Source organism: Chitinophaga sp., assembly GCF_035538455.1.
In the GTDB taxonomy this organism is placed as follows: Bacteria; Bacteroidota; Bacteroidia; order Chitinophagales; family Chitinophagaceae; genus Chitinophaga.
Window position 1 is genome coordinate 34,991 of the sequence record NZ_DATLKJ010000234.1, and the last position, 18,684, is coordinate 53,674.

23 protein-coding genes are annotated in these 18,684 nt (G+C 47.6%); 10 read left to right on the forward strand and 13 right to left on the reverse strand.

From position 1 onward, the window contains the following. Positions 1–48: 48 nt before the first annotated feature. Positions 49–1,038, reverse strand: a complete 990-nt coding sequence (locus VM802_RS27485) for an SRPBCC domain-containing protein (RefSeq protein WP_325536798.1) — start codon at positions 1,036–1,038, stop codon at positions 49–51. Between the two features lie 220 nt (positions 1,039–1,258). Between VM802_RS27485 and VM802_RS27490 the strand changes: the two genes are divergently transcribed. The 3 genes from VM802_RS27490 to VM802_RS27500 all read left to right on the forward strand — a co-directional run bounded on the left by VM802_RS27490 (position 1,259) and on the right by VM802_RS27500 (position 3,281). Then, entirely contained in the window at positions 1,259–1,651 is a 393-nt protein-coding gene (locus tag VM802_RS27490; protein WP_325536800.1) for a DoxX family protein, read from the forward strand. An 80-nt stretch (positions 1,652–1,731) separates the two neighbouring features. Continuing rightward, positions 1,732–2,187, forward strand: coding sequence for a nuclear transport factor 2 family protein (locus VM802_RS27495; protein ID WP_325536802.1), 456 nt, complete (start codon positions 1,732–1,734; stop codon positions 2,185–2,187). A gap of 95 nt (positions 2,188–2,282) precedes the next feature. Then, positions 2,283–3,281 carry a DUF6528 family protein gene (locus VM802_RS27500; protein ID WP_325536804.1) on the forward strand — a complete coding sequence of 333 codons (999 nt, stop codon included), beginning with the start codon at positions 2,283–2,285 and terminating at the stop codon, positions 3,279–3,281. 129 nt (positions 3,282–3,410) lie between these two features. Here the strand turns inward: VM802_RS27500 and VM802_RS27505 are convergent, their stop codons facing one another. The 4 genes from VM802_RS27505 to VM802_RS27520 form a co-directional block, all read right to left on the reverse strand. Next, positions 3,411–4,292: a hypothetical protein gene (locus VM802_RS27505; protein ID WP_325536806.1), complete on the reverse strand. Its 882-nt coding sequence runs from the start codon at positions 4,290–4,292 to the stop codon at positions 3,411–3,413. Between the two features lie 103 nt (positions 4,293–4,395). Continuing rightward, the gene (locus VM802_RS27510; RefSeq protein ID WP_325536808.1) at positions 4,396–4,932 is read right to left on the reverse strand and encodes a 2'-5' RNA ligase family protein; all 537 of its coding nucleotides are present in this window, start codon (positions 4,930–4,932) and stop codon (positions 4,396–4,398) included. Further along, positions 4,925–5,671, reverse strand: a complete 747-nt coding sequence (gene rluF / locus VM802_RS27515) for a 23S rRNA pseudouridine(2604) synthase RluF (protein ID WP_325536811.1) — start codon at positions 5,669–5,671, stop codon at positions 4,925–4,927. The genes VM802_RS27510 and rluF overlap by 8 nt, the downstream gene beginning before the upstream one ends. Before the next feature lie 30 nt (positions 5,672–5,701). Beyond that, on the reverse strand, positions 5,702–6,604 hold the full coding sequence (locus tag VM802_RS27520) for an SAM hydrolase/SAM-dependent halogenase family protein (protein WP_325536813.1): 903 nt from the start codon (positions 6,602–6,604) through the stop codon (positions 5,702–5,704). Between the two features lie 50 nt (positions 6,605–6,654). Here VM802_RS27520 and VM802_RS27525 point away from each other — a divergent pair, with 50 nt between their 5' ends. Together VM802_RS27525 and VM802_RS27530 are read left to right on the forward strand one after the other, a co-directional pair. Next, positions 6,655–7,632 carry a GNAT family N-acetyltransferase gene (locus tag VM802_RS27525; protein WP_325536815.1) on the forward strand — a complete coding sequence of 326 codons (978 nt, stop codon included), beginning with the start codon at positions 6,655–6,657 and terminating at the stop codon, positions 7,630–7,632. A 10-nt stretch (positions 7,633–7,642) separates the two neighbouring features. Continuing rightward, positions 7,643–8,518: a class I SAM-dependent methyltransferase gene (locus tag VM802_RS27530; protein ID WP_325536817.1), complete on the forward strand. Its 876-nt coding sequence runs from the start codon at positions 7,643–7,645 to the stop codon at positions 8,516–8,518. Here the strand turns inward: VM802_RS27530 and VM802_RS27535 are convergent. Beyond that, positions 8,513–9,460, reverse strand: coding sequence for a quinone oxidoreductase family protein (locus VM802_RS27535; RefSeq protein WP_325536819.1), 948 nt, complete (start codon positions 9,458–9,460; stop codon positions 8,513–8,515). The genes VM802_RS27530 and VM802_RS27535 overlap by 6 nt on opposite strands. Positions 9,461–9,543: 83 nt before the next feature. On the opposite strand from VM802_RS27535, the gene VM802_RS27540 reads away from it, so the two are divergent. From VM802_RS27540 to VM802_RS27550, 3 genes are all read left to right on the forward strand, one after another. Then, positions 9,544–9,903, forward strand: coding sequence for a winged helix-turn-helix transcriptional regulator (locus VM802_RS27540; RefSeq protein WP_325536821.1), 360 nt, complete (start codon positions 9,544–9,546; stop codon positions 9,901–9,903). 13 nt (positions 9,904–9,916) lie between these two features. Continuing rightward, positions 9,917–10,663 carry a YqjF family protein gene (locus tag VM802_RS27545; RefSeq protein ID WP_325536823.1) on the forward strand — a complete coding sequence of 249 codons (747 nt, stop codon included), beginning with the start codon at positions 9,917–9,919 and terminating at the stop codon, positions 10,661–10,663. A 98-nt stretch (positions 10,664–10,761) separates the two neighbouring features. Continuing rightward, a complete protein-coding gene (locus tag VM802_RS27550; protein ID WP_325536825.1) occupies positions 10,762–11,163 on the forward strand; it encodes a glyoxalase superfamily protein in 402 nt (133 codons plus the stop codon). Here the strand turns inward: VM802_RS27550 and VM802_RS27555 are convergent. From VM802_RS27555 to VM802_RS27585, 7 genes are all read right to left on the reverse strand, one after another. Continuing rightward, positions 11,157–11,525: a YccF domain-containing protein gene (locus tag VM802_RS27555; protein ID WP_325536827.1), complete on the reverse strand. Its 369-nt coding sequence runs from the start codon at positions 11,523–11,525 to the stop codon at positions 11,157–11,159. The genes VM802_RS27550 and VM802_RS27555 overlap by 7 nt on opposite strands. 4 nt (positions 11,526–11,529) lie before the next feature. After that, positions 11,530–11,898 (reverse strand): DUF4260 domain-containing protein, encoded by a 369-nt coding sequence (locus tag VM802_RS27560; protein WP_325536829.1) that lies wholly within the window; start codon positions 11,896–11,898, stop codon positions 11,530–11,532. A 25-nt stretch (positions 11,899–11,923) separates the two neighbouring features. Next, on the reverse strand, positions 11,924–12,592 hold the full coding sequence (locus tag VM802_RS27565) for a GDSL-type esterase/lipase family protein (protein ID WP_325536831.1): 669 nt from the start codon (positions 12,590–12,592) through the stop codon (positions 11,924–11,926). Positions 12,593–12,628: 36 nt separating this feature from the next. Next, positions 12,629–13,798, reverse strand: a complete 1,170-nt coding sequence (locus VM802_RS27570) for a T9SS type A sorting domain-containing protein (protein ID WP_325536833.1) — start codon at positions 13,796–13,798, stop codon at positions 12,629–12,631. Between the two features lie 192 nt (positions 13,799–13,990). Further along, positions 13,991–15,355 (reverse strand): Gfo/Idh/MocA family protein, encoded by a 1,365-nt coding sequence (locus VM802_RS27575; RefSeq protein ID WP_325536835.1) that lies wholly within the window; start codon positions 15,353–15,355, stop codon positions 13,991–13,993. A gap of 25 nt (positions 15,356–15,380) precedes the next feature. Next, the gene (locus VM802_RS27580; protein ID WP_325536836.1) at positions 15,381–16,244 is read right to left on the reverse strand and encodes a sugar phosphate isomerase/epimerase family protein; all 864 of its coding nucleotides are present in this window, start codon (positions 16,242–16,244) and stop codon (positions 15,381–15,383) included. A 227-nt stretch (positions 16,245–16,471) separates the two neighbouring features. Beyond that, positions 16,472–16,951, reverse strand: coding sequence for a hypothetical protein (locus tag VM802_RS27585; protein ID WP_325536837.1), 480 nt, complete (start codon positions 16,949–16,951; stop codon positions 16,472–16,474). 80 nt (positions 16,952–17,031) lie between these two features. Here VM802_RS27585 and VM802_RS27590 point away from each other — a divergent pair, with 80 nt between their 5' ends. Together VM802_RS27590 and VM802_RS27595 are read left to right on the forward strand one after the other, a co-directional pair. Next, positions 17,032–17,610, forward strand: a complete 579-nt coding sequence (locus tag VM802_RS27590) for a DUF1579 domain-containing protein (protein ID WP_325536839.1) — start codon at positions 17,032–17,034, stop codon at positions 17,608–17,610. 97 nt (positions 17,611–17,707) lie between these two features. Beyond that, positions 17,708–18,610, forward strand: coding sequence for a LysR substrate-binding domain-containing protein (locus tag VM802_RS27595; protein WP_325536841.1), 903 nt, complete (start codon positions 17,708–17,710; stop codon positions 18,608–18,610). The last annotated feature ends 74 nt before the right edge of the window (positions 18,611–18,684 follow it).

Sequence of the window (18,684 nt, forward strand, 5' to 3'; positions counted from 1 at the left end):
ACTAAGACATTCAGTTCTCCAGAGAGGCCCAAGTGTATTAAAGCCAGGTCATGGGAAACGGTCATCCACCAGATTCAGGCGCACACCATGTTCCAGGTATGCTTTGAGTCCTGCCAACACAATGGTCCAGCCTTCTGTTTGCCCTACAAGGGTTTGCAGGAGATTCGGCATATCCTTACTCCAGCCCTGTTCTGTTATGCTGAGGAAAGTAGTATCATCACTGAGTGGCTTGAACACCCACTCTACGGTAGTACTGATATCGCCGTTATTCCAGGTGAAAGCCACGAGACTGCCCGTTTCCATCCGGTGCGGGCTTACCTGGACATTGGCGTTGTAACGTTCCCATATCCATTCTGACACCTTCCCCGTTTCCAGGCGCCCCTTGCCTTTGCTGTACCAGAAGTTGGCAGTAACGGAAGGATCGATCATGGCTTCATATACATCCTGCACCGGCTTACGGATCAGCATTTCAGCCTTTACCACCGGTGCTGCATCGTTCTGCAACTTCAGGCGCTTCAATATCTCTTCATACTTCACAGCACCTTCGTTGGATGCCTCCTGCCAGTCTTCATTAGACCAGGAAGGAATGCGCTTCCCATCCAGCAATGCCGTCAATGCATCAAGGATAGAATGCCAGCCCGGAGCAGTAGGGGTCAGGTAAGCGACCGGTACCAGCCTCTCCCGGAATATCAACTTACACTTGTCAGGCCCCTCTGCCTGTAACTCCCAGCGCAATGCATTCACCAGATTGGGAAATGCCGGACTCGTCCAGGTGTATTCGAGTAGTTGCTCTTCCTTCAGTTGCGTGATTCTCCCCACTACTTCTATATCCTGCATCTGCACAGCTATATTCCCATTCACCCGCAGATCTATCTGCGCAGGCCCTAACCATTCTGCAATTTTACCGGGCGCCGTAATGGCCTCCCATACTGCCTTTGGCGCATGCGACAGGCTTCGCTCAAAAATGATATCATATACTTCACCTGTCTTGGCGAAGCTGCCATAATGTGATGATAAAGTAGTCTTCACTGTTTCCATATGTAACCATTTGGTTTCAAATATAAGAAAAGCCTGTTGTTACACCAATATTTTTTGTACCGCATGGCAAACAAATCCTGTGAAATACTCAGTTGATATGAAATACGTCGCAAATACCTACCCAAAAAGTCGGAAACACACAATGTTCCTTAATCTCAGCAGATATAATTTTGTGTCATCAGACAACAAAAAAAAATTAATTCCTGTAAAAACAAAAGCTATGACTACTGCAAACACAACATCCCGCAAAGCGCTTATAACCGGTCGCGTTATCGCAATTCTCTGCATCCTCTTCCTGCTGGTAGATGCAATCATGAAAGTGTTCAAGGCAGCCGAATCTGTAAAAGGCAGCGTAGCCCTTCAATGGCCGGAAACTCACGTACAAGGTATCGGTATTGTATTGCTGCTCTGCACTATTCTATATGCCATCCCTCGTACGGCTATTCTGGGGGCAATACTCATCACTGCTTACCTCGGAGGCGCGGTATCTGTTATGGCAAGAGCAGGTTATTCATTCTACTTCCCTGTGATTTTCGGCGTACTGGTATGGGCAGCCCTGTATCTCCAGGATAACAGGCTCCGTGAACTGCTGCCTTTAAGCCGTAAGCAATAATATTTCGTGCAAAGAAGCCATGCTTATGTCGCGTGGCTTCTTTGCATGAAATAAATCTTTTCGTACTTTTAAATAAAAACATGCGCTCCCTCTTTTGTATCCTTGCCCTTACTTTCTCCTGTGCCGCTTTACATGCCCAATCCAATGACGATGCCATCAAAGCAACAGTCAATAAACTATTCGATGCCATGCGCAATGCCGACAGCGCTGCCCTGCGATCCTGCTTTACTTCTGAAGCCATCATGCAAACCGTTATCAATGACAAAGAAGGACATGTCAGCGTAGAGACTTCACCCGTTTCCGGCTATGTATCGCACGTAGCGAAGATGACGAAAGGAGATGCTGATGAACGCATTGTTTTTGATATGATTAAGGTAGACGGAAACCTGGCATCCGTGTGGACACCCTACAGTTTCTACTACAAACAACGGCTGCATCATTGCGGAGCCGATTCCTTCCAGCTGGTGAAACTCAATGGGGAATGGAAAATCCAGTTTGTGATAGACACCCGCCGCAAGGACGGATGTAAAGAATAACTGCGGCAACTATTAAGTTTGTATTATTAAATTTAACGCGCAATACACTTATTGCGCTATTCTGCTTATTTCACGTTATCATTAAACCATCACTCATGAAAACACTCTTATTAGCCGCATCCATGCTGATGACATTGGCCTGTAAACGCGACAGCGTGGCCCCTTCCGCCAGCAACAACACCCAGTCTGCATCTGTACATACCGAGGCCACCCCTAAAGAACTGATCATCTGCGATCAGAAAAATGCCCGTATCATCATGGTAGATGTAGCCAACAACAACACTGTCACCTGGGAATGGAAAGCCACTGCTTCCTATGCAATGATCCGCTCCGGTGCACAGGGTTGGTTTTCCAATCTCAGTGAAGCTAAGCTGGTATACAATGGCAGTTATATTCTGGCCACCGCTTCCGGCGGCGGTGTGGCCCTGATTAGTGTATCTTCCAAAAAGGCCATCTGGTACGACTATGCAGGCGGCAATACCCACAGTGCAGAACTGCTGCCTAATGGTAATGTGGTGACTGCTTCCACTACGGGTGGCTACCTGATGATCTTTACCGTAGATTCCTATATCAATGACAACTCCGCACAGACCGCTCCTATCTCTTTCCAGGATGTGCACAATGTAGTATGGGATCACTCACGTCAACTCCTGTACGCTGCCGGTAAAGACAAACTGAAAGTTTTCTCTTACAACAACAGCTGTGATGCACCCGCTCTTACACTCAAGAAAACCTACACCATGCCTGAAGGTGATGCACATGACCTCTTCCCGGTATATGGCAGCACTACAGACCTTTGGCTCACCAACTCCGGACATATCTATAAATTCAATGTTACTACCGGCGCCTTCACGCTGGTGAAAACTACCAGCGCAGTGAAATCGGTTGACGCAGGGCCTTCCGGCTATGCCAACATTATGGCGCAGGCGAATGGCGTGGGTGGCGAAACATGGAGAACTGACCGCATACTGGACCTCTCAGGCAATATTGTTTACCAGAATGCATCTATCGGTTTGTACAAAGCCCGCTGGAGAGTAGTGAATACCTTCAGTTATCCCACCGGTGACAAATTCCATGAATGCACGCACCCATAAGGGTTTTATGTTGTTGTGCTGTTATATGAACATTTGAAAAGACAGTGAAAACCGCCCCCCGGCCTGAATGATAATGATATTCAGCTGTTAACTGACGGATATCGAATACCGGAAGCTAACAGCTGAATGTTATTTAGCCGGTATATATTCCAGCTTGTAGCGGCAAACAGGATCTGCTGATGAGTAGGTAGTTATTTCTATTGGCAGCCCCGCCGCATTATATATGTAATCGTATTTGTTGAATGCATAGGAGTGAAAGATAATATTGGTGGTGAATTTCGGGTAATAATCTTCTTCACTCTCATACGCAGGAGTTATGAACCCAAGTTTGCCCGGGCCTGGAATATTGAAAGCAGTCTCTACACCCGGTTTATTACCATATGGGCCATAAGCAACCACCGCGGGCTTCATACCAGTTGTATCAGTTATACTGGTTTCATCAGTGAGTGACATTCGGAAGAAGCCCCTATGGTAACGGATGTTTCCGTTGTGATCGTAAATAAAGTAAACAACCTTGGCGTATGCATAAACTAACGGCTTCATGTCGATCCAGCGCACGCCGAAGTCAGCGAGCACTACTGTATCATTTATATAACTGTACTTTACCCCAAGCAGTTCCCCAGGGATTATAGCAGACAGTCTTCCCTGCGCATCGTATTTAAACAGTGTAGAAGCCCCTGTGGTTGGGTTGTTATATCTGATAAGTTGTTGCGCACTGTTATAAATATACAACATCGTATCACGGATGATCTGATTGTTGAAAGTTTTTGTGACTCTTATCTCTCGCACGGGTTTATTTGAGCTGTTATAGCTGAATATGGATTCACGTGTATCACCCCAATTGAAATTAGTATAAGTCATTTTACTGATCAACCAGGCGGGAGCGGCTGTACTGGCGGATATTATGGCTTTCGTTGATAGAGGAGATATCTCCGTGTCTTTCAGGTTTTTCTGGCAGGCGGTCATCAGCAGGGTAACCGCCGGCATAAGCCAGAGATAGGTTATTTTCATAAAAGAGGGGTTTAAAGGTTTGCGGAAACAATGCAAAACTAGCATATAGTGCTGCTATTGTATTACAAGGAGCACAGTTAGCCGCTAGTATGAAAGCTGAATATTAATAGCTAAAGGCTATGCCCTCTATCTCCTTCCACGGCCCACCGAGGTATTGCCAGGTACGTATTCCCGTGGCCATTACTACAAATGGTTGAAAGTCCTTTTGCAGCTGTGTATGAAGTTGTTGTGCTTTGAAAGCCGTTACTTTATTCTGTATAGTAATGTGCGGCCGGAATGGCTTCCTGTCCTGCCGGATTAGCCAGGCATCAAAAGCAACCTGCATATCGGTATGCAGTTGTGCCAGTTCATCGGAGATAATCGTATAGGCGACCCCAGTGCCGAAGTTCACCAGGCCTTCTACTGTCAGCGCTATTGGCTCTCTTGCTGCAAAGCGTTTCAGCGCTTCATGGATCGCGCCTTCGTCTGAAGGCAGCTTATAAAACAGGGTGATATGCGCATCCAGGTAATTGGCATGCGCCGGGAAATGTTGCTTCCGCATCTGGTTGAAGAACTGCTGATGTTCTTCATCTATATCAACGGTAATAATTAAAGACTTTCGCTGCATGTTGTTCCGGCAGGAATAAGAGATATTATTCATCCATACTATCCTGGTGATTACGGCCATCGGCAGTCTTACTGCTGTTGGCCACCAGCGTATTGATATTTGCTACTTCTTCTTTGGTGAAATAGCGCCATTTACCGGGAGGCAGATCTTTGAGCGTCATGTTCATGATCCTCACACGCTTAAGTGTTTCGACATTATAGCCCAGTGCCTCGCACATACGGCGGATCTGGCGATTGAGGCCCTGCGTAAGGATGATACGGAATCTATTGGGACCCTCCTGCTGTACAAAGCATTTCTGCGTCATTACTCCGAGGATCTTCACCCCGCTACGCATTGCTTTAATGAACTCCGGCGTAATGGGCTGGTCTACTGTAACAATATATTCCTTTTCATGCTGGTTCCCGGCACGCAGGATCTTGTTAACTATATCACCGTCGTTAGTGAGGAAGATAAGTCCTTCGGAACGTTTATCCAGCCGACCTATCGGGAAGATGCGGGAGGAGTAATTCACATAGTCAATGATATTGGTCTTATCCTTTAGGTCAGTCGTACAGGTAATGCCTTTGGGCTTGTTCAGTGCGATGTATACAGTCGTCTTTTTCTTCTTCAGCGGTTCCCCGTCAATTTCCACCACATCTCCATCCTTGACCCTGTTGCCTTTGGAGGCAATGTTATCATTAATAGTAACCCGGCCTTGCTCAATATATTTGTCAGCCTCTCTTCTGCTGCAAAAGCCGGTTTCACTTATATACTTATTAACGCTTATATCCATAGTTATCATTGAAATCAGCCGCAAGTTACTTTATTTCCCTTTCCTGTACACCACCACGCTCCAGCCACTCCCACTACCGATATGATAACTCTCAGCGATATTACCCATATTGAGGGCGAACGACAATTGCATCAGGCTATTGAAATAAGCCAGGGGCTTACCTTCCGGTACGGCGCCAAATGTTTCGCTGTAAGGGGCATCTACTGACGCTATCTGCTGATCGTTATGGAAAAAGTCAGCGTGTAGAACGTCACCATACTTCAAAGACAGTTTACTTACCAGGTCCGCATCAATATTCGTCCATATATTCCCGTATTGTACATCCAGGATGGCGATGTTCCCTTTCAGCTTATTGTCTTCCAGCGTGGCATGTTGATAAGGCAGTGTCACCACTTTCTTTGGTAGTACCGCCCCCACCTGCTCAAAGGTGATAACACCTGAAGCCAGTCTGGCAGCAGTATAGGCGTATACGTCGCGGCCGTGGAAAGTATAAGATTTGCCGGAACCTTTACGTCTGTTTACCGCTTCATCTATTTCCCGCAACTCCGCAACTCCCAACGATGCTGCCACCAGTGTAAGTGTGCCGTTGTCGGGTGTCACAATGTAATGGCCTGAATTGGTTTTCAGTACAACGGACTTGCGGCTGGTACCTACCCCAGGGTCCACTACCGACACAAACACGGTGCCCGCTGGCCAGTAAGGAACGGTCTGTTCAAGCCGGTAGGCAGCTTCCCATATATTATAGGCGGGAATCTCATGGGTGAGATCATACAGTTTCAATTTATCGGATACGCCGGTAGCCACTCCTTTCATGGCCGACACCGCGCCGTCTTTCAAACCAAAGTCAGATTGAAACACTACTACTTTATTCTGGGAATGTAACAAATGGGAGATCAACAATACGCCGATCATCATCCAGGCAATCTTTCTCATTATAAATAATTTTTGATTCGCTAATTTAACGCTTGTAAAATAAATAAACTATGCTTCGCGCAGTCAGAACAAATCCTGCCCATCCCGATTTTCAACTGCTGATCAGCAGACTTGACAAAGAATTGCAGTCAATTAACGGAGATGACCACGCTTTTCTTAGTCAGTTTAACCAGACAACAGATATTAAACATGTGGTGGTCGTTTATGTTGATGACCAACCTGCGGGATGCGGCGCTTTCAAACATTACAGTTCAGCAGAAGCAGAAGTGAAGCGTATGTACACTGATCCCACCTTCAGAGGGCAGGGGGTTGCCACGATGGTATTGAATGAGCTGGAAACATGGGCCGCAGCATCCGGTTACAGCGCCTGTATCCTGGAAACCAGCATCAAATTGACTTCTGCTGTGGCTTTGTATAAAAAAAACGGATACAAGCAGACCCCTAATTATGGGCAGTACGTCGGCGTCAGCTTCAGCGTCTGTATGAAAAAGGATCTGAAAGATGATGACACCATCAAGGCTGTAATAGCTACACTTGCGGCAATAGCCGTGTTATTGTTCTTTATGATCCCTCAGGTTTCTGCACAGGTGACTACGCAGGTGGAAGTAACCGGCCTCGTAGAGCATCCCCTCACCTATTCCATTGACCACCTACAGGGGCTGAAGACCTTTACGGGTCATGACCTGAAGATAGTTGGCGCCAAAGGCGATGTCCGAAAGACTTTTCATACCTATAAAGGCATATCTCTGAAGAGTATACTCGACAGCGCAAAAATCGTAATGCCACAACCGAAAGAAAAAGGTAAATACTATATTATAGTGAAGGGAAGTGACAGCTATACCGTGTTATATTCGTGGAACGAAATTTTCAACAATCCGACAGGCACGCATGTATATCTGATTTTTGAAGAAAACGGAAAACCCATTACAGACGACGGCCGCTTTGTGATGATATGCAGCAATGACAATATCACCGGTCCCCGCCACGTCAAATGGGTACAACGAATAGAAGTGGCACGGCTTCCCTAAATACACACTCATGATATCCAATACACCGGAACAACAACGCGATTACAGTGCTATCAGTCCATCCGCCAGGTCCTTACTCATGCTAAAGGGATTGACCACTATCCCTTATGTAAGAAAGGCCGCAGAACTGATGTGCGCCCCCGAAGCATACACCCCGGACTATAACATCAAGGACCCAGCGTTCTGGGGCAGGCTTGTTCATTTCGAAAACCGATACTGGAGCATTAATCAGCTGCTGGCCACCACGCCGGTCAATAACATACTGGAACTATCGTCCGGCTTTTCATTTCGTGGTCTTGACATCACCACGCAGCAACCGGGCATCCATTATATCGAAACGGACCTTCCGGATCTTATTGCTACCAAACAGGCCATGATCAGGGACTTGCAGGAAGCGCCCCCCGCAACCGGCAGCCAATTGGAAATACTGCCACTGAATGCAATGGACGAACAGGCATTCCACACCACCGTCAGTCACTTTGGTCCGGGGCCACTGGCCATCCTTAACGAAGGGCTGTTGATGTACTTGTCCGTCCAGGAGAAAGAGCAGCTGTGCAACACGATCCGTGAAGCCCTGCTGCCACGCGGTGGCTGCTGGATCACGGCCGACATTTACGTATGTCAGCATTACAAAACTATCCGCATCAATGATAAGCTGAATGAATTCTTCCAGGAGCACCGTATATACGAAAACATGTTTGACGACTATGAGTCGGCTGAGGCATTCTTCCGTGAAGCAGGCTTTGAAGTGATACAACGTGCCCAGCCGGATCATTCCAAACTGAGCACGCTGCCTTATCTCCTACAGAATACTACCACCGCCGTGATGAACGATATGCGTGCGGCCGGTAAAATGCGCGCCACCTGGAAACTACAACCATTATAAGGTGAGTATCACACGGCCTCGTGTACGCCTGCTTTCAAGATCCGCATACGCGCCGGCTACCTCTGCAAACGGGTAGGCCGTCAGCGGCATCTCCAGCTGACCTTGCAGTATGGCTGCGGTAATTTCGTTTACCCATTCCTGTTGTTGCTGTTTCGTTACGGCGTATAGTGTAGCGCCACTGACAACTGCTTCCCGCATGATCAGTTCCTGGAGATTGAGCATAGTGGGCTGCGCAACGGTACCACCATATACCACCATCTTCCCCCTGAACGACAAATGAGCCGCCAGCGCGGCACCCAGTTCTCCGCCAACTGCATCCAGTATCAGATTCGGTGCAGTCCGTGAAATGATGCCCGATAACTGGTGCTCCCAGTCGCTTTTACGATAGGTCACGTGGTGAGTAGCGCCCAGCGACTTTACATAATCTGCTTTGCTGTCGTCTCCGGTCATCGCAATAATGACCGGTATGTCCAGTTGCTTTGCCAGTTGTACCGCAAAAGTGCCTACACCACCAGCTGCGGCAGTAATGACCACCGCCTGGTAATGTGCAGCTCCTTCCAGCAGATGCTTCGCTGTAAGTGCCTGTCCGGTTAATCCTTGTCCCGGTTGCAGCTCATCGGGCAGACTGTTTACCATATCACTGTGCAGCACCGCATATTCTGCATAACCATGCGTGGCAAAGCCACTAACCCGCTGGCCTATACGAAACCCAGTTACCTCGCTGCCCACTACAGTAATAATGCCTTCTACCTCTCCCTGCATGATAGCGGGCAGTTCTACCGGCGGCGGATACACGCCTTTCCGGATCTGTATATCGGCATAGTTGATACCTACAGCAATGGTCTTAATCAATACTTCCTGTGCAGTCACGTCAGGTATGCCCCTCTCCTCAAGCGACAATACACGCCGGTTATCTTCCTGCTTTAATATAATGGCTTTCATATGAGTTGTTTTGCAAACAAAGGTGAAGGCATTTCGCTATACTTGCACTATGCCTTACCTTTAGGATAGTAACTTGTATTTTTATGGAAACTTCTTTATTGACTGTTTTACCGGAGAGAACATGCAGGGAGAAAGGGAAGGCCCTGAAAGATGCCATATACCTGCTTGGCGGCAAATGGAAGCCATGCATTATCAGTGCACTATGGTCCGGCAGCAAACGCTTCACAGAACTACAGGAACATATCATCGGTATCACCCCCAAAGTACTGACTAAGGAATTGCAGGAGATGGAAATGAACTACCTCATTACCCGCACGGTTAATCATACCAAGCCCGTCAGCGTCTCCTACACGCTTACGGAACACGCCTATGGCACCCAGAAAGTATTTGATGCACTGGTGGAGTTCGGGTTTACACACAGAAAAATGGTTATAGGGAAATAGGATGACAAACCGGATGGCTAATCAGCTTCTTCTTGCAAGTGCGCACAGACCCGGATGGGAAGCGCCAGCTACAGCATGGCGCTGGTACCAGGAGTGGAACAAAGCCCTGTTCCTGCATTGGAAAATTTCTCCTGGCATCATCAGCCGGTTGCTGCCGGCAGGATTACTAGCGGACACTATCAACAGCGACACATGGGTATCGCTGGTAGCTTTTACAATGAATGCAACGCGTCCGCGATCACTGGTGGCTGTCCCCCTGGTATCTGATTTTCATGAGATCAACCTGCGCACTTATGTAACTGACGGACAAACACCCGGTGTTTATTTTCTTTCCATCGAGGCACAGAAATACCTCTCTGTCTTGGTGGCACGTAGCTTCAGCGGGCTGCCGTATCAAAAAGCTGACCTACTGAGAACGACGGGTAACACCCCATCATATATTTCCCGGAATACTGCTACCGGCAACTATCTTGATGTCAGCTACACAACCGGCGATCAGCTTCCTCAAAAAACGGCACTGGATACCTGGCTGACAGAACGCTACGCGGTATACCATGAAGACAATAACCGGCTTTACCGATATGATGTTCATCATAAGGAATGGCCGCTTTCCGTACCGAAAATGATTAACGTCAGTGTGGCCTATAATACAGGCCCCTTACGGCTGCACACAGACAATCTGAATCTCGTGCACTACTCTGAAGGTGTGGAAGTGATAGCCTGGGCTAAGAAATATATCCCGGTAACAGTAAGGAAATAATATTTTATATTTAAGAGAAGAACTTTTCCCGCGTTCAGATTTAAGAAAAGATGAACTTTTAAGAACAGGAACAACGGACAGGATATACGGCACAGATATTGTTTTTCCGGACAACCAGAATAATAAACATCACTATGGCACGTGTTATCCCGATCATGCGGATTTTCGATTATGCAAAAACAATTCAGTTTTACATTGACTGGCTGGGCTTTGATATTGTCTGGGAACATAAGCCAGAGGGCAATCCTGTATACATGAGGATTGCAAAAGACGATGCTGTCATCGATCTGTCTGAACATCATGGGGACAGCAGCCCGGGCACCAGGATTACCATCACTGACTTCAAAGGCATCAAAGCTTACCATGCGCAGCTTATAGCCAGGGAGTACAAGTACATGAAACCCGGGCTGGAAAGGGCATCCTGGAATCCCGATGTTTTACTGATGACCGTAATTGATCCATTTCATAACAGCATCGTCTTTGAAGAAAGTACTCAGTAGATCTCCTTTCCGAAAGGTGTAAAGGTAAGGCTCATCAGCTTGAAATGCTGACGGGCAAAAGGTATCCCGACGATGGTGATAGTGAGCAGGAAACCAAAGAACAGGTGGGTCAGCGCAACCCACAGACCTCCTGTAAATATCCAGAGGATATTAAATATTGTAGCAAGGCAACCGGTTGGTCCCGGTACATCTCTTACCTGGCGGCCAAATGGCATCAGGGTGAAAAGTCCGATCTTAAAGCACTGTATCCCGAAAGGGATGCCTATGATGGTGACGCAGAATGCGAGACCCGAAACCATATAGCCGATAAATGCGGCGAAGCCGCCGAATATCAGCCAGATAATATTTCCAATTAAGTTCATAATGTCAGGATTTATTGGCGTTGGGGCCGATTTCGCCCAGGTGTGTATCTTTAAAAGCAGTGGTATATTTCAATCCATATCCGAATATTCTGTCCATACAGGAATGTGCAAAGAGAATGATGCCTGTAAACAGCAGCCAGTTCTGGTGCAACACAATACCCGCGAGCCAGATCAATACCGCCACGCCTTTGTGATGAAAGAAGTTGTAGATATATGCGCCGGCTTTATTGCCAGCGGCGTATCCCAGCATGCTGAGATCTGGTAATAATATGCATACCGGTAACCACCACCAGGCATAGGGCAACTGGTAATAGAAGGCAGCGATGGAAAGTAGCAACATGCCAGCTTCTTCCAGAGTAAGGAGACGTTTCATAACTATATTTTGCGATAAGTGTGAGCTATTGCTGCTTTACAAGGTAAGGTTTTACAGCTTTCTCCCAAATGGCATAGCCCTTCTTATTCATGTGCAGCATATCTTCCACAAACAACTCCTGGCGTGGGCGACCGTTCCTGTCAACCATTTGCGGGAACACATCTATGTATGCGGTGTTAGGCTCTTTGGCCAGGAAGGCGCGTATGAGCTGGTTGGCACGTTTTGCTGTTGCTATATATTTTTCCCTTACAGGACTTGGCTTGATGGAGATATAATCGAAGGGAACCTGGGGCAGTTTTTTACGGATAAGGCCATACAGGTTTTTGAATCTGTTGAAGACGGTATCTGCCGTAACGCCTTCTTCCAAGAGATCATTTTCGCCCGCATACATGATGATCTGTCTTGGATGATAATTGAAAATGATCTGGTCGGCGAAGTGGATCACATCATTGATCGTAGAGCCGCCGAACCCCCTGTTCATAGCCACGTAGCTGCTGAAAGTGCGTTCCAGGTCTTCCCATTTACGGATAGACGAGCTGCCGGTGAACAGAACAGGGTGCTGCGGCGGCGCATACATTTCATCAAAATGCCTGATCGTTTCAATATCTTCCTGATACGGATTAGCTTCCTGAGCTGCGACCGATCCTGTAAGACCTGCAACCAGCAAGGCTGTGATGCAAAAGAATTTACCCATGCATCAAATATCGGGAAAATATTGCTGCTGTCATAGCTATTGACGTGTAATGATTTTCGTATAGATCTTACCGTTATGAGAAACCTTCACTACATAGGAACCGGCGGGAAGGTTTTTTATATCAAGAGAAGTCCGGTGTGTACCGGCATCGAGGTTCGAGTTCATCACCGCGGCCACCCTGTGCTGATTCATATCAAATACTTCCACAGCTGTATTGCCGGCATCCTTCACCTGCAATTCAATATTGGCAACCTGCTGCACCGGATTGGGAAAAACATTGAAGACAAGACCGTCCCCGTTCTTATCTGCTACCTGGGTTGCAGCTGGCGTCTCATCCAGTGAACTGCCGCAGGTGGCGCTGCCTTCCGCAATACAGAAATCAGCAAATCTTACCTGCTCATCCCGGAGACCGGCCACCAGCTTGCGGTATATACCCCACTTAGGTCGGCAGAAGGTGGTGCCATCGCGCCACATATCTATGTTGTTATTGGTATACGTTAACAGCGTAGTACCGTCACTCACTTTCTTAATTGTTACCTGGTACTTACCGGTCGTCGTGTAAGTGATCTTCTCCACCACTTCCACCCAGTTGCCTTTGAAGTCTGAGAGTGATGCACTCGCCTTCTCTCCGCCTCCGGTACCGCCGGTACCCGGGGTATAGATTACCTGCAACTTCTGTGGAGAGCCGGCGCGGGGTGTTAAAGTTATCAGCGGCGCACCGTCATCGCCGTCGCCCGCCTTGATCTGGTGAAGATGGCAGAAGCTCGTGGTGGGTACAAAGCCCGCGTCAATTTTGAATTTCCAGCGATAGGTAACTGTTTCGCCATAGGTCGCCTTCACATTATCCGGAGAGGGGCCGAAAGTCTTGATTTCGTTCCGCTGCCGGTCAGTATTGGGCCCACAGCGATCGTTGTCAGGCGTTACATGCAGGTGGAATACAAATACATTCTTGTTTAGCTGGGAGTCAAACACCTCCGTGATGTGACGGCCGAAGGCAGGGTGCGCGCAGTCGGGCACTTCACTTGCCGTGCCGTTGCCCAATACGCTTTCAATCAGTTCATAAGTATTGCCTGGACCATCGGCTGACAGGGTTACCTGAGCGTGGCTATACGAAAACAGGAACAGGGATGCTATCGTCAGCAATCCGGTTTTGCAATAAAAGGTTGGTTGCCTCAGCGGGTAAGGCAGCGTGGTAAAAGCTTTCATAAGGGAACAATTTTAGATAAGGGTTTTGATTCAGTGTTTTGGGTGAAAATGCAATCGATTGTACTATATCATTAAGTTAATGTATTTTTTGGTATGATACGAGAATATTCTTCCCGCAAAGAAGCAAAGAACATAAAGGATATTGACGAACGCTATTCTGTTGTGTTCCCTGTTGCTTTGCGGGAAAAAAGGTTATAGTGTGAATACCTTACCTCCTACCATCACTTCCTGTGTAGCTTCATCGAAAGTGGCTTTCATGCCTGTGCGATAGGCGGCGTTGCCCATGATCAGCGCGATGGAATGGGAATAGGCAGCCTCAATAGGTGCATTGGGTTGCTTACGGTCACGCACACTGGTCATCCAGTTTCGTACGTGCGCATTGGTTAGGGCATCACCGCCGGTATTGGCGCTGGTCTCTACTTTCTCTTCACTCCGGAGTGACAAGGAAGGTAACAGGTTGGCATGCAGGCCCATTTCGCTGGCTTCTCTTTCGGTGAGGCCACCGGTAGGGCTTATTTTGTTGGTGGACATATCGATGGTGCCGCCATTGGAATAGTAGATCTCTTTGGTGCCACCGGCTGAATTATGAAAACGGCTGCTGTACATTACCTGGAAACCTTTTCCGGGTTCATTGGCAGGTCCGTAATCGAAGACAGCGGTGAGGGTATCGGGGTTTTTACGGCCATCGTGCCACATGTAGATGCCCCCGTTAGCTACCGCGCTACGCGGATGTTTAAGACCACTGAACCAATGTACGGTATCAATCTGGTGGGTCATCCACTGGCCGAAGATACCGGAAGAATAAGGCCAGAAGAGGCGGAATTCCAGGTATTTGCGTGGGTCCCAGGAATCCAGTGGCCGTCCTGCCAGGAAGCGTTTCCAATCGGTGTCTGACTCCTTTATCTGCTTCACCAGTTCCGGGCGGCGCCAGCGTCCGGGTTGGTTGACGTTCCAGGTCATCTCTACCATGGTGATGTCGCCGAACTTGCCTTGCTGGATAAAGTCGGCTGCCGCATGGTAGCTGGAGCCGCTGCGGCGCTGTGTGCCTACCTGCATGATCCGGCCTGATTCCTTTACCGCTTTCAGGGCGCGGCGGGCTTCATCCATAGTTTCCGCGAAAGGTTTTTCGCTGTATACATCACAATTATTCTTTACCGCTTCGATGGTATGGTAAGCATGCTGAAAATCTGCGGAGGCGATGAATACAGCATCCAGGTGTTTGATCCGGTACAACTCATCATTATTCGTACATGCCTGTACGTCATGTCCGGTCTTTTCCTGCAGGAATGCCTTGCCTTCTTCCCTCCGTCTGTTCCAGATGTCGGACACTGCCACCAGGTCGAAATTCAGCTCTTTGTTGTTGTTAAAGAAGGAGGGCAGCAATGCCTGACGGGCGCGGTCTGAGAAGCCTACCAAGCCAACATTTACCCGGTCGTTGGCACCCATGATCCGGGCGTAGCTGCTGGCCGGGATACCCATAGCGCTGATTGTTACGCCGGCTCCTGCCAATAAGGATTGTTGCAGGAACTCCCTTCGTGTTTTTTTAGAAGATACCATCGGATGTAATATTTAGATGATTGTTTTATCTGGCATCGTATGCTTCTTTCAGTTGTGTTTCCAGGTAGGTAAGCGCGGGTTTGTATTGCCGGGCTGGATCATCCCAGCGGCACTCCATCATGATGCGTCCCTGGTAACCTGCTTTCTTCAGTGCCCGGAAGTAAGGCCTGAAATCATCACCTGCAACTCCGGGTGCTGTTCTCAGTTCTTTCTCTGCGATATGGCAATGTACGAGGCGATCTTTCGCCTGCTCAATGCTAAGTGGAGATTCGCCTTCTTTCAGCATGTGATAGATGTCTGCCGTCACCATAAAATTGGGATGGTTGATAGCGGAGGCAATAGCGTATGCATCGGTCAATTTATTTACAAAGTTAGTTTCAGTACTATTTAGATTCTCCATAGCAATCAAGCAGTTATATTTTCTTGCAATTTCTGCCATCTTCCTGCCCAGCGGAATAAAACTGCTTCTTGCGGCTGCCGCATTTACCCCTTCAGGAAGTCTCCTTGCATCACCACTTCCAAGAACGATCAGCCGGATGCCAGCTTTTTGTGCTCTTTGCATGACCTGCTCTACAAATTCAAGTACTTTTTCCTCATTTACGGCAGGTCCGACGAGTTTTATTTGCCCTGGAATGAAGACATTACAGGTTTCTAGCCTGCATTTCATTTTCCTGATTTTCAGTAGATTAGATTCAAATACCGAATCATTCACTGCAGGAGAAAGCAGCTTTTTCACTGTCTCTTCCAGGTATACAAATCCGTTGGCATAAGCGAGGCTGTCATTGTCCATCGAAGTGGCTATTCCTATGGAGGGATACCTGTTTTGTGCATTCGATTGCAAAAACAGGCAGGCTAATGGGAGCGTAAGTAATATCAGGACTATTTTCATACGGGAATTTGATCTTATCGTATCCAAAAAGTAATACTTAAACCTGAGAAAACAAAGCAGTAAGTTTAGTTTGTTTACTTTTAATGTACTGGTTGAGAAGTTTAAGTGGAATGCCTTACATAAGTGTTGCTATGACATACTATCATACCATAGTGCGCTTTTAACCGGGCTTTGAGTAAGCTTTGAGTGGGCTTTGCCCCTTAGCATCTCACAATATGCCGGGATGACTAGGTCAGGAGCCGGTCCAGCTCCCGCTGATAGTCATGTTGGAGGTCTTCATGCAAGGTGGCAATCACCTTCCCTATCTTTTTTAGTTGTTGCTCATAGAGGTTGTTCAGTGCGGTACTGTGTTTTCTGAGCAGGCCGGTTTCCTTCACACATTTACAGAAATGGATCAGTAATTCGGCCTCTGCCGGTTTGGAACCGGTGTATTTGATATGTTTTGTGGTATAGCGGAGGATCTTTCGCAGCCGCTTTTTGGCGTTATATAAGTTATCCCCGGATATGTCCTGCATTCCTTCATCTATTACTTCTGTTTTCACGCTATCGATATAAACCTGTTCGTCGTGGGCTTCGAATAGCAGATAGGTTAGCAGTTCCTTATTGTCTTTCTTGAATTTTGCCAGTCGCAGGCACAGGGCGGCCAGTTGTGCCGGCGGAATCTCTGCCAGTTCCTTCTTCAGTTCGTTAATTGTAGCTGTCTTCATCTTGACAAATAAAGAGAAAATTAGTATAATTTTACAATCCGTCACATACCCCAATTTCTAACAGTCTTAAACCACCTCAAATGAAAACTTACTCACTGTACTTCCTGACAGCTGCATTATGCCTGTTAATTTCGACTGCTGCCTCTGCGCAGATGGATTCTGCCGCCGCCATGAAAGCCTGGATGACCTATATGTCTCCCGGCCCCATTCATGAAAAAATGGCCAAGGGCGCGGGTGAATGGACCACTGACCTCACTTTCTGGGAGCCTGGCAATCCTAATCCGCAGAAAACCACCGGCGAGTGTACTGCCACTATGATACTGGGAGGCCGTTATGAGCAAACGCATTACACCGGTAATGCTATGGGCATGGCCTTCGAAGGTTTCGGCACGATGGCGTATGACAATGGCCGTAAAAAATTCATCAGCACATGGTACGACAATATGGGTACCGGCATTATGGTGATGGAAGGAACCTGGGATGATGAATTAAAGGCGGTTGTCCTGAAAGGAAAAGAATATGACCCTATGACCAACAAGGAATTGAATGTCCGGGAGGTATTGAAACGGCAGGACGACAACCATCACACCATGGAAATGTACCATGAAATAAATGGTAAGGAAATGAAGGCGATGGAAATAAAGTTCACCCGGAAATAGTTATTTATTTTTTTTATTTAGGTATTTTTTTGTTTGATTGTGCGTAAATGCCGTCATCAAATAAAAGAATACCTAAATAAAAAAAGATATATCGTTCATGCTTTCCATACGTCATCTGGCATTTTTTGAGGTAGCCCGGCAGAAGAGCTTTTCGCGTGCAGGAGAAGAACTGTTCATCTCCCAGCCGTCGGTGAGCGCACATATCAAAGCACTGGAGGAGCAATACAAAACGCAACTATTTGAGCGCAACGGGATACAGATAGAACTGACAGCAGCGGGCAAGCTTTTATATAAACGCCTGCAGGAGGTAAAGCGCATCCAGGAGGATACGGAGTTCAGTCTTTCCGTTCTTCATGGGAAGGAAGAGGCCAGCGGCCAGCTGAGCCTGGGGGCCAGCACTACTGCGGCATTGTATATCCTACCCAAAGTTCTGTCTGCTTTCCATAAGGAATTCCCTAAAGTGGATGTGTCTTTATTGAACCGCAACAGTGAGATTGTACTGGAGGCATTGTTGAACAAGGAGATTAACCTGGGTGTAAGCGAAGAGAAAGGTAAGCTCACCAATATTACCTATCAGCCGTTCCTGGAGGACATCATTATTCCGGTATGCAGTGCCGCCAGCCCGCTGGCGCGAGCCAAGAGCTACCCGCTGAAGGCAATGCTGGAGATGCCTATTGCCATACGCGAGCGGGGCAGCGGCACTCATGAAGCGGTGAAAAGAGCGCTGGCACGTCATAAGATCAAGCCGGAAATGCTACATATCAAAGTAAGACTGGGTGGCACGGAAGCATTGAAGAATTTCCTGCTGGAATCGGGCAGCCTGGGCTTTTTGTCTACGCGCGCCATTGCGAAAGAACTACAGCATGGCGAACTGAAGGCCCTGAACTTTGAGGGGCTTCGTATTGAGCGTACCTTCTATTTCATGCAGCGCAAGGGAGAAAGCAGCCAGCTTAATACCCAGTTCATTAAAATGGCCAGGAGGATCTATAATCTGAAGTGATAGGTTATAGGTTTTTCATATAGAGTGTTTTATTAGCCTTGCTTACATTTGAAAAAGTCTAAACAGCCATCTTT

Coding starts and splice junctions, on each gene's coding strand:
- VM802_RS27485 (WP_325536798.1), bottom strand. CDS start 1,038: ATGGAAACAGTGAAGACTACTTTATCATCACATTATGGCAGCTTCGCC.
- VM802_RS27490 (WP_325536800.1), top strand. CDS start 1,259: ATGACTACTGCAAACACAACATCCCGCAAAGCGCTTATAACCGGTCGC.
- VM802_RS27495 (WP_325536802.1), top strand. CDS start 1,732: ATGCGCTCCCTCTTTTGTATCCTTGCCCTTACTTTCTCCTGTGCCGCT.
- VM802_RS27500 (WP_325536804.1), top strand. CDS start 2,283: ATGAAAACACTCTTATTAGCCGCATCCATGCTGATGACATTGGCCTGT.
- VM802_RS27505 (WP_325536806.1), bottom strand. CDS start 4,292: ATGAAAATAACCTATCTCTGGCTTATGCCGGCGGTTACCCTGCTGATG.
- VM802_RS27510 (WP_325536808.1), bottom strand. CDS start 4,932: ATGAATAATATCTCTTATTCCTGCCGGAACAACATGCAGCGAAAGTCT.
- rluF (WP_325536811.1), bottom strand. CDS start 5,671: ATGGATATAAGCGTTAATAAGTATATAAGTGAAACCGGCTTTTGCAGC.
- VM802_RS27520 (WP_325536813.1), bottom strand. CDS start 6,604: ATGAGAAAGATTGCCTGGATGATGATCGGCGTATTGTTGATCTCCCAT.
- VM802_RS27525 (WP_325536815.1), top strand. CDS start 6,655: ATGCTTCGCGCAGTCAGAACAAATCCTGCCCATCCCGATTTTCAACTG.
- VM802_RS27530 (WP_325536817.1), top strand. CDS start 7,643: ATGATATCCAATACACCGGAACAACAACGCGATTACAGTGCTATCAGT.
- VM802_RS27535 (WP_325536819.1), bottom strand. CDS start 9,460: ATGAAAGCCATTATATTAAAGCAGGAAGATAACCGGCGTGTATTGTCG.
- VM802_RS27540 (WP_325536821.1), top strand. CDS start 9,544: ATGGAAACTTCTTTATTGACTGTTTTACCGGAGAGAACATGCAGGGAG.
- VM802_RS27545 (WP_325536823.1), top strand. CDS start 9,917: ATGGCTAATCAGCTTCTTCTTGCAAGTGCGCACAGACCCGGATGGGAA.
- VM802_RS27555 (WP_325536827.1), bottom strand. CDS start 11,525: ATGAACTTAATTGGAAATATTATCTGGCTGATATTCGGCGGCTTCGCC.
- VM802_RS27560 (WP_325536829.1), bottom strand. CDS start 11,898: ATGAAACGTCTCCTTACTCTGGAAGAAGCTGGCATGTTGCTACTTTCC.
- VM802_RS27565 (WP_325536831.1), bottom strand. CDS start 12,592: ATGGGTAAATTCTTTTGCATCACAGCCTTGCTGGTTGCAGGTCTTACA.
- VM802_RS27570 (WP_325536833.1), bottom strand. CDS start 13,798: ATGAAAGCTTTTACCACGCTGCCTTACCCGCTGAGGCAACCAACCTTT.
- VM802_RS27575 (WP_325536835.1), bottom strand. CDS start 15,355: ATGGTATCTTCTAAAAAAACACGAAGGGAGTTCCTGCAACAATCCTTA.
- VM802_RS27580 (WP_325536836.1), bottom strand. CDS start 16,244: ATGAAAATAGTCCTGATATTACTTACGCTCCCATTAGCCTGCCTGTTT.
- VM802_RS27585 (WP_325536837.1), bottom strand. CDS start 16,951: ATGAAGACAGCTACAATTAACGAACTGAAGAAGGAACTGGCAGAGATT.
- VM802_RS27590 (WP_325536839.1), top strand. CDS start 17,032: ATGAAAACTTACTCACTGTACTTCCTGACAGCTGCATTATGCCTGTTA.
- VM802_RS27595 (WP_325536841.1), top strand. CDS start 17,708: ATGCTTTCCATACGTCATCTGGCATTTTTTGAGGTAGCCCGGCAGAAG.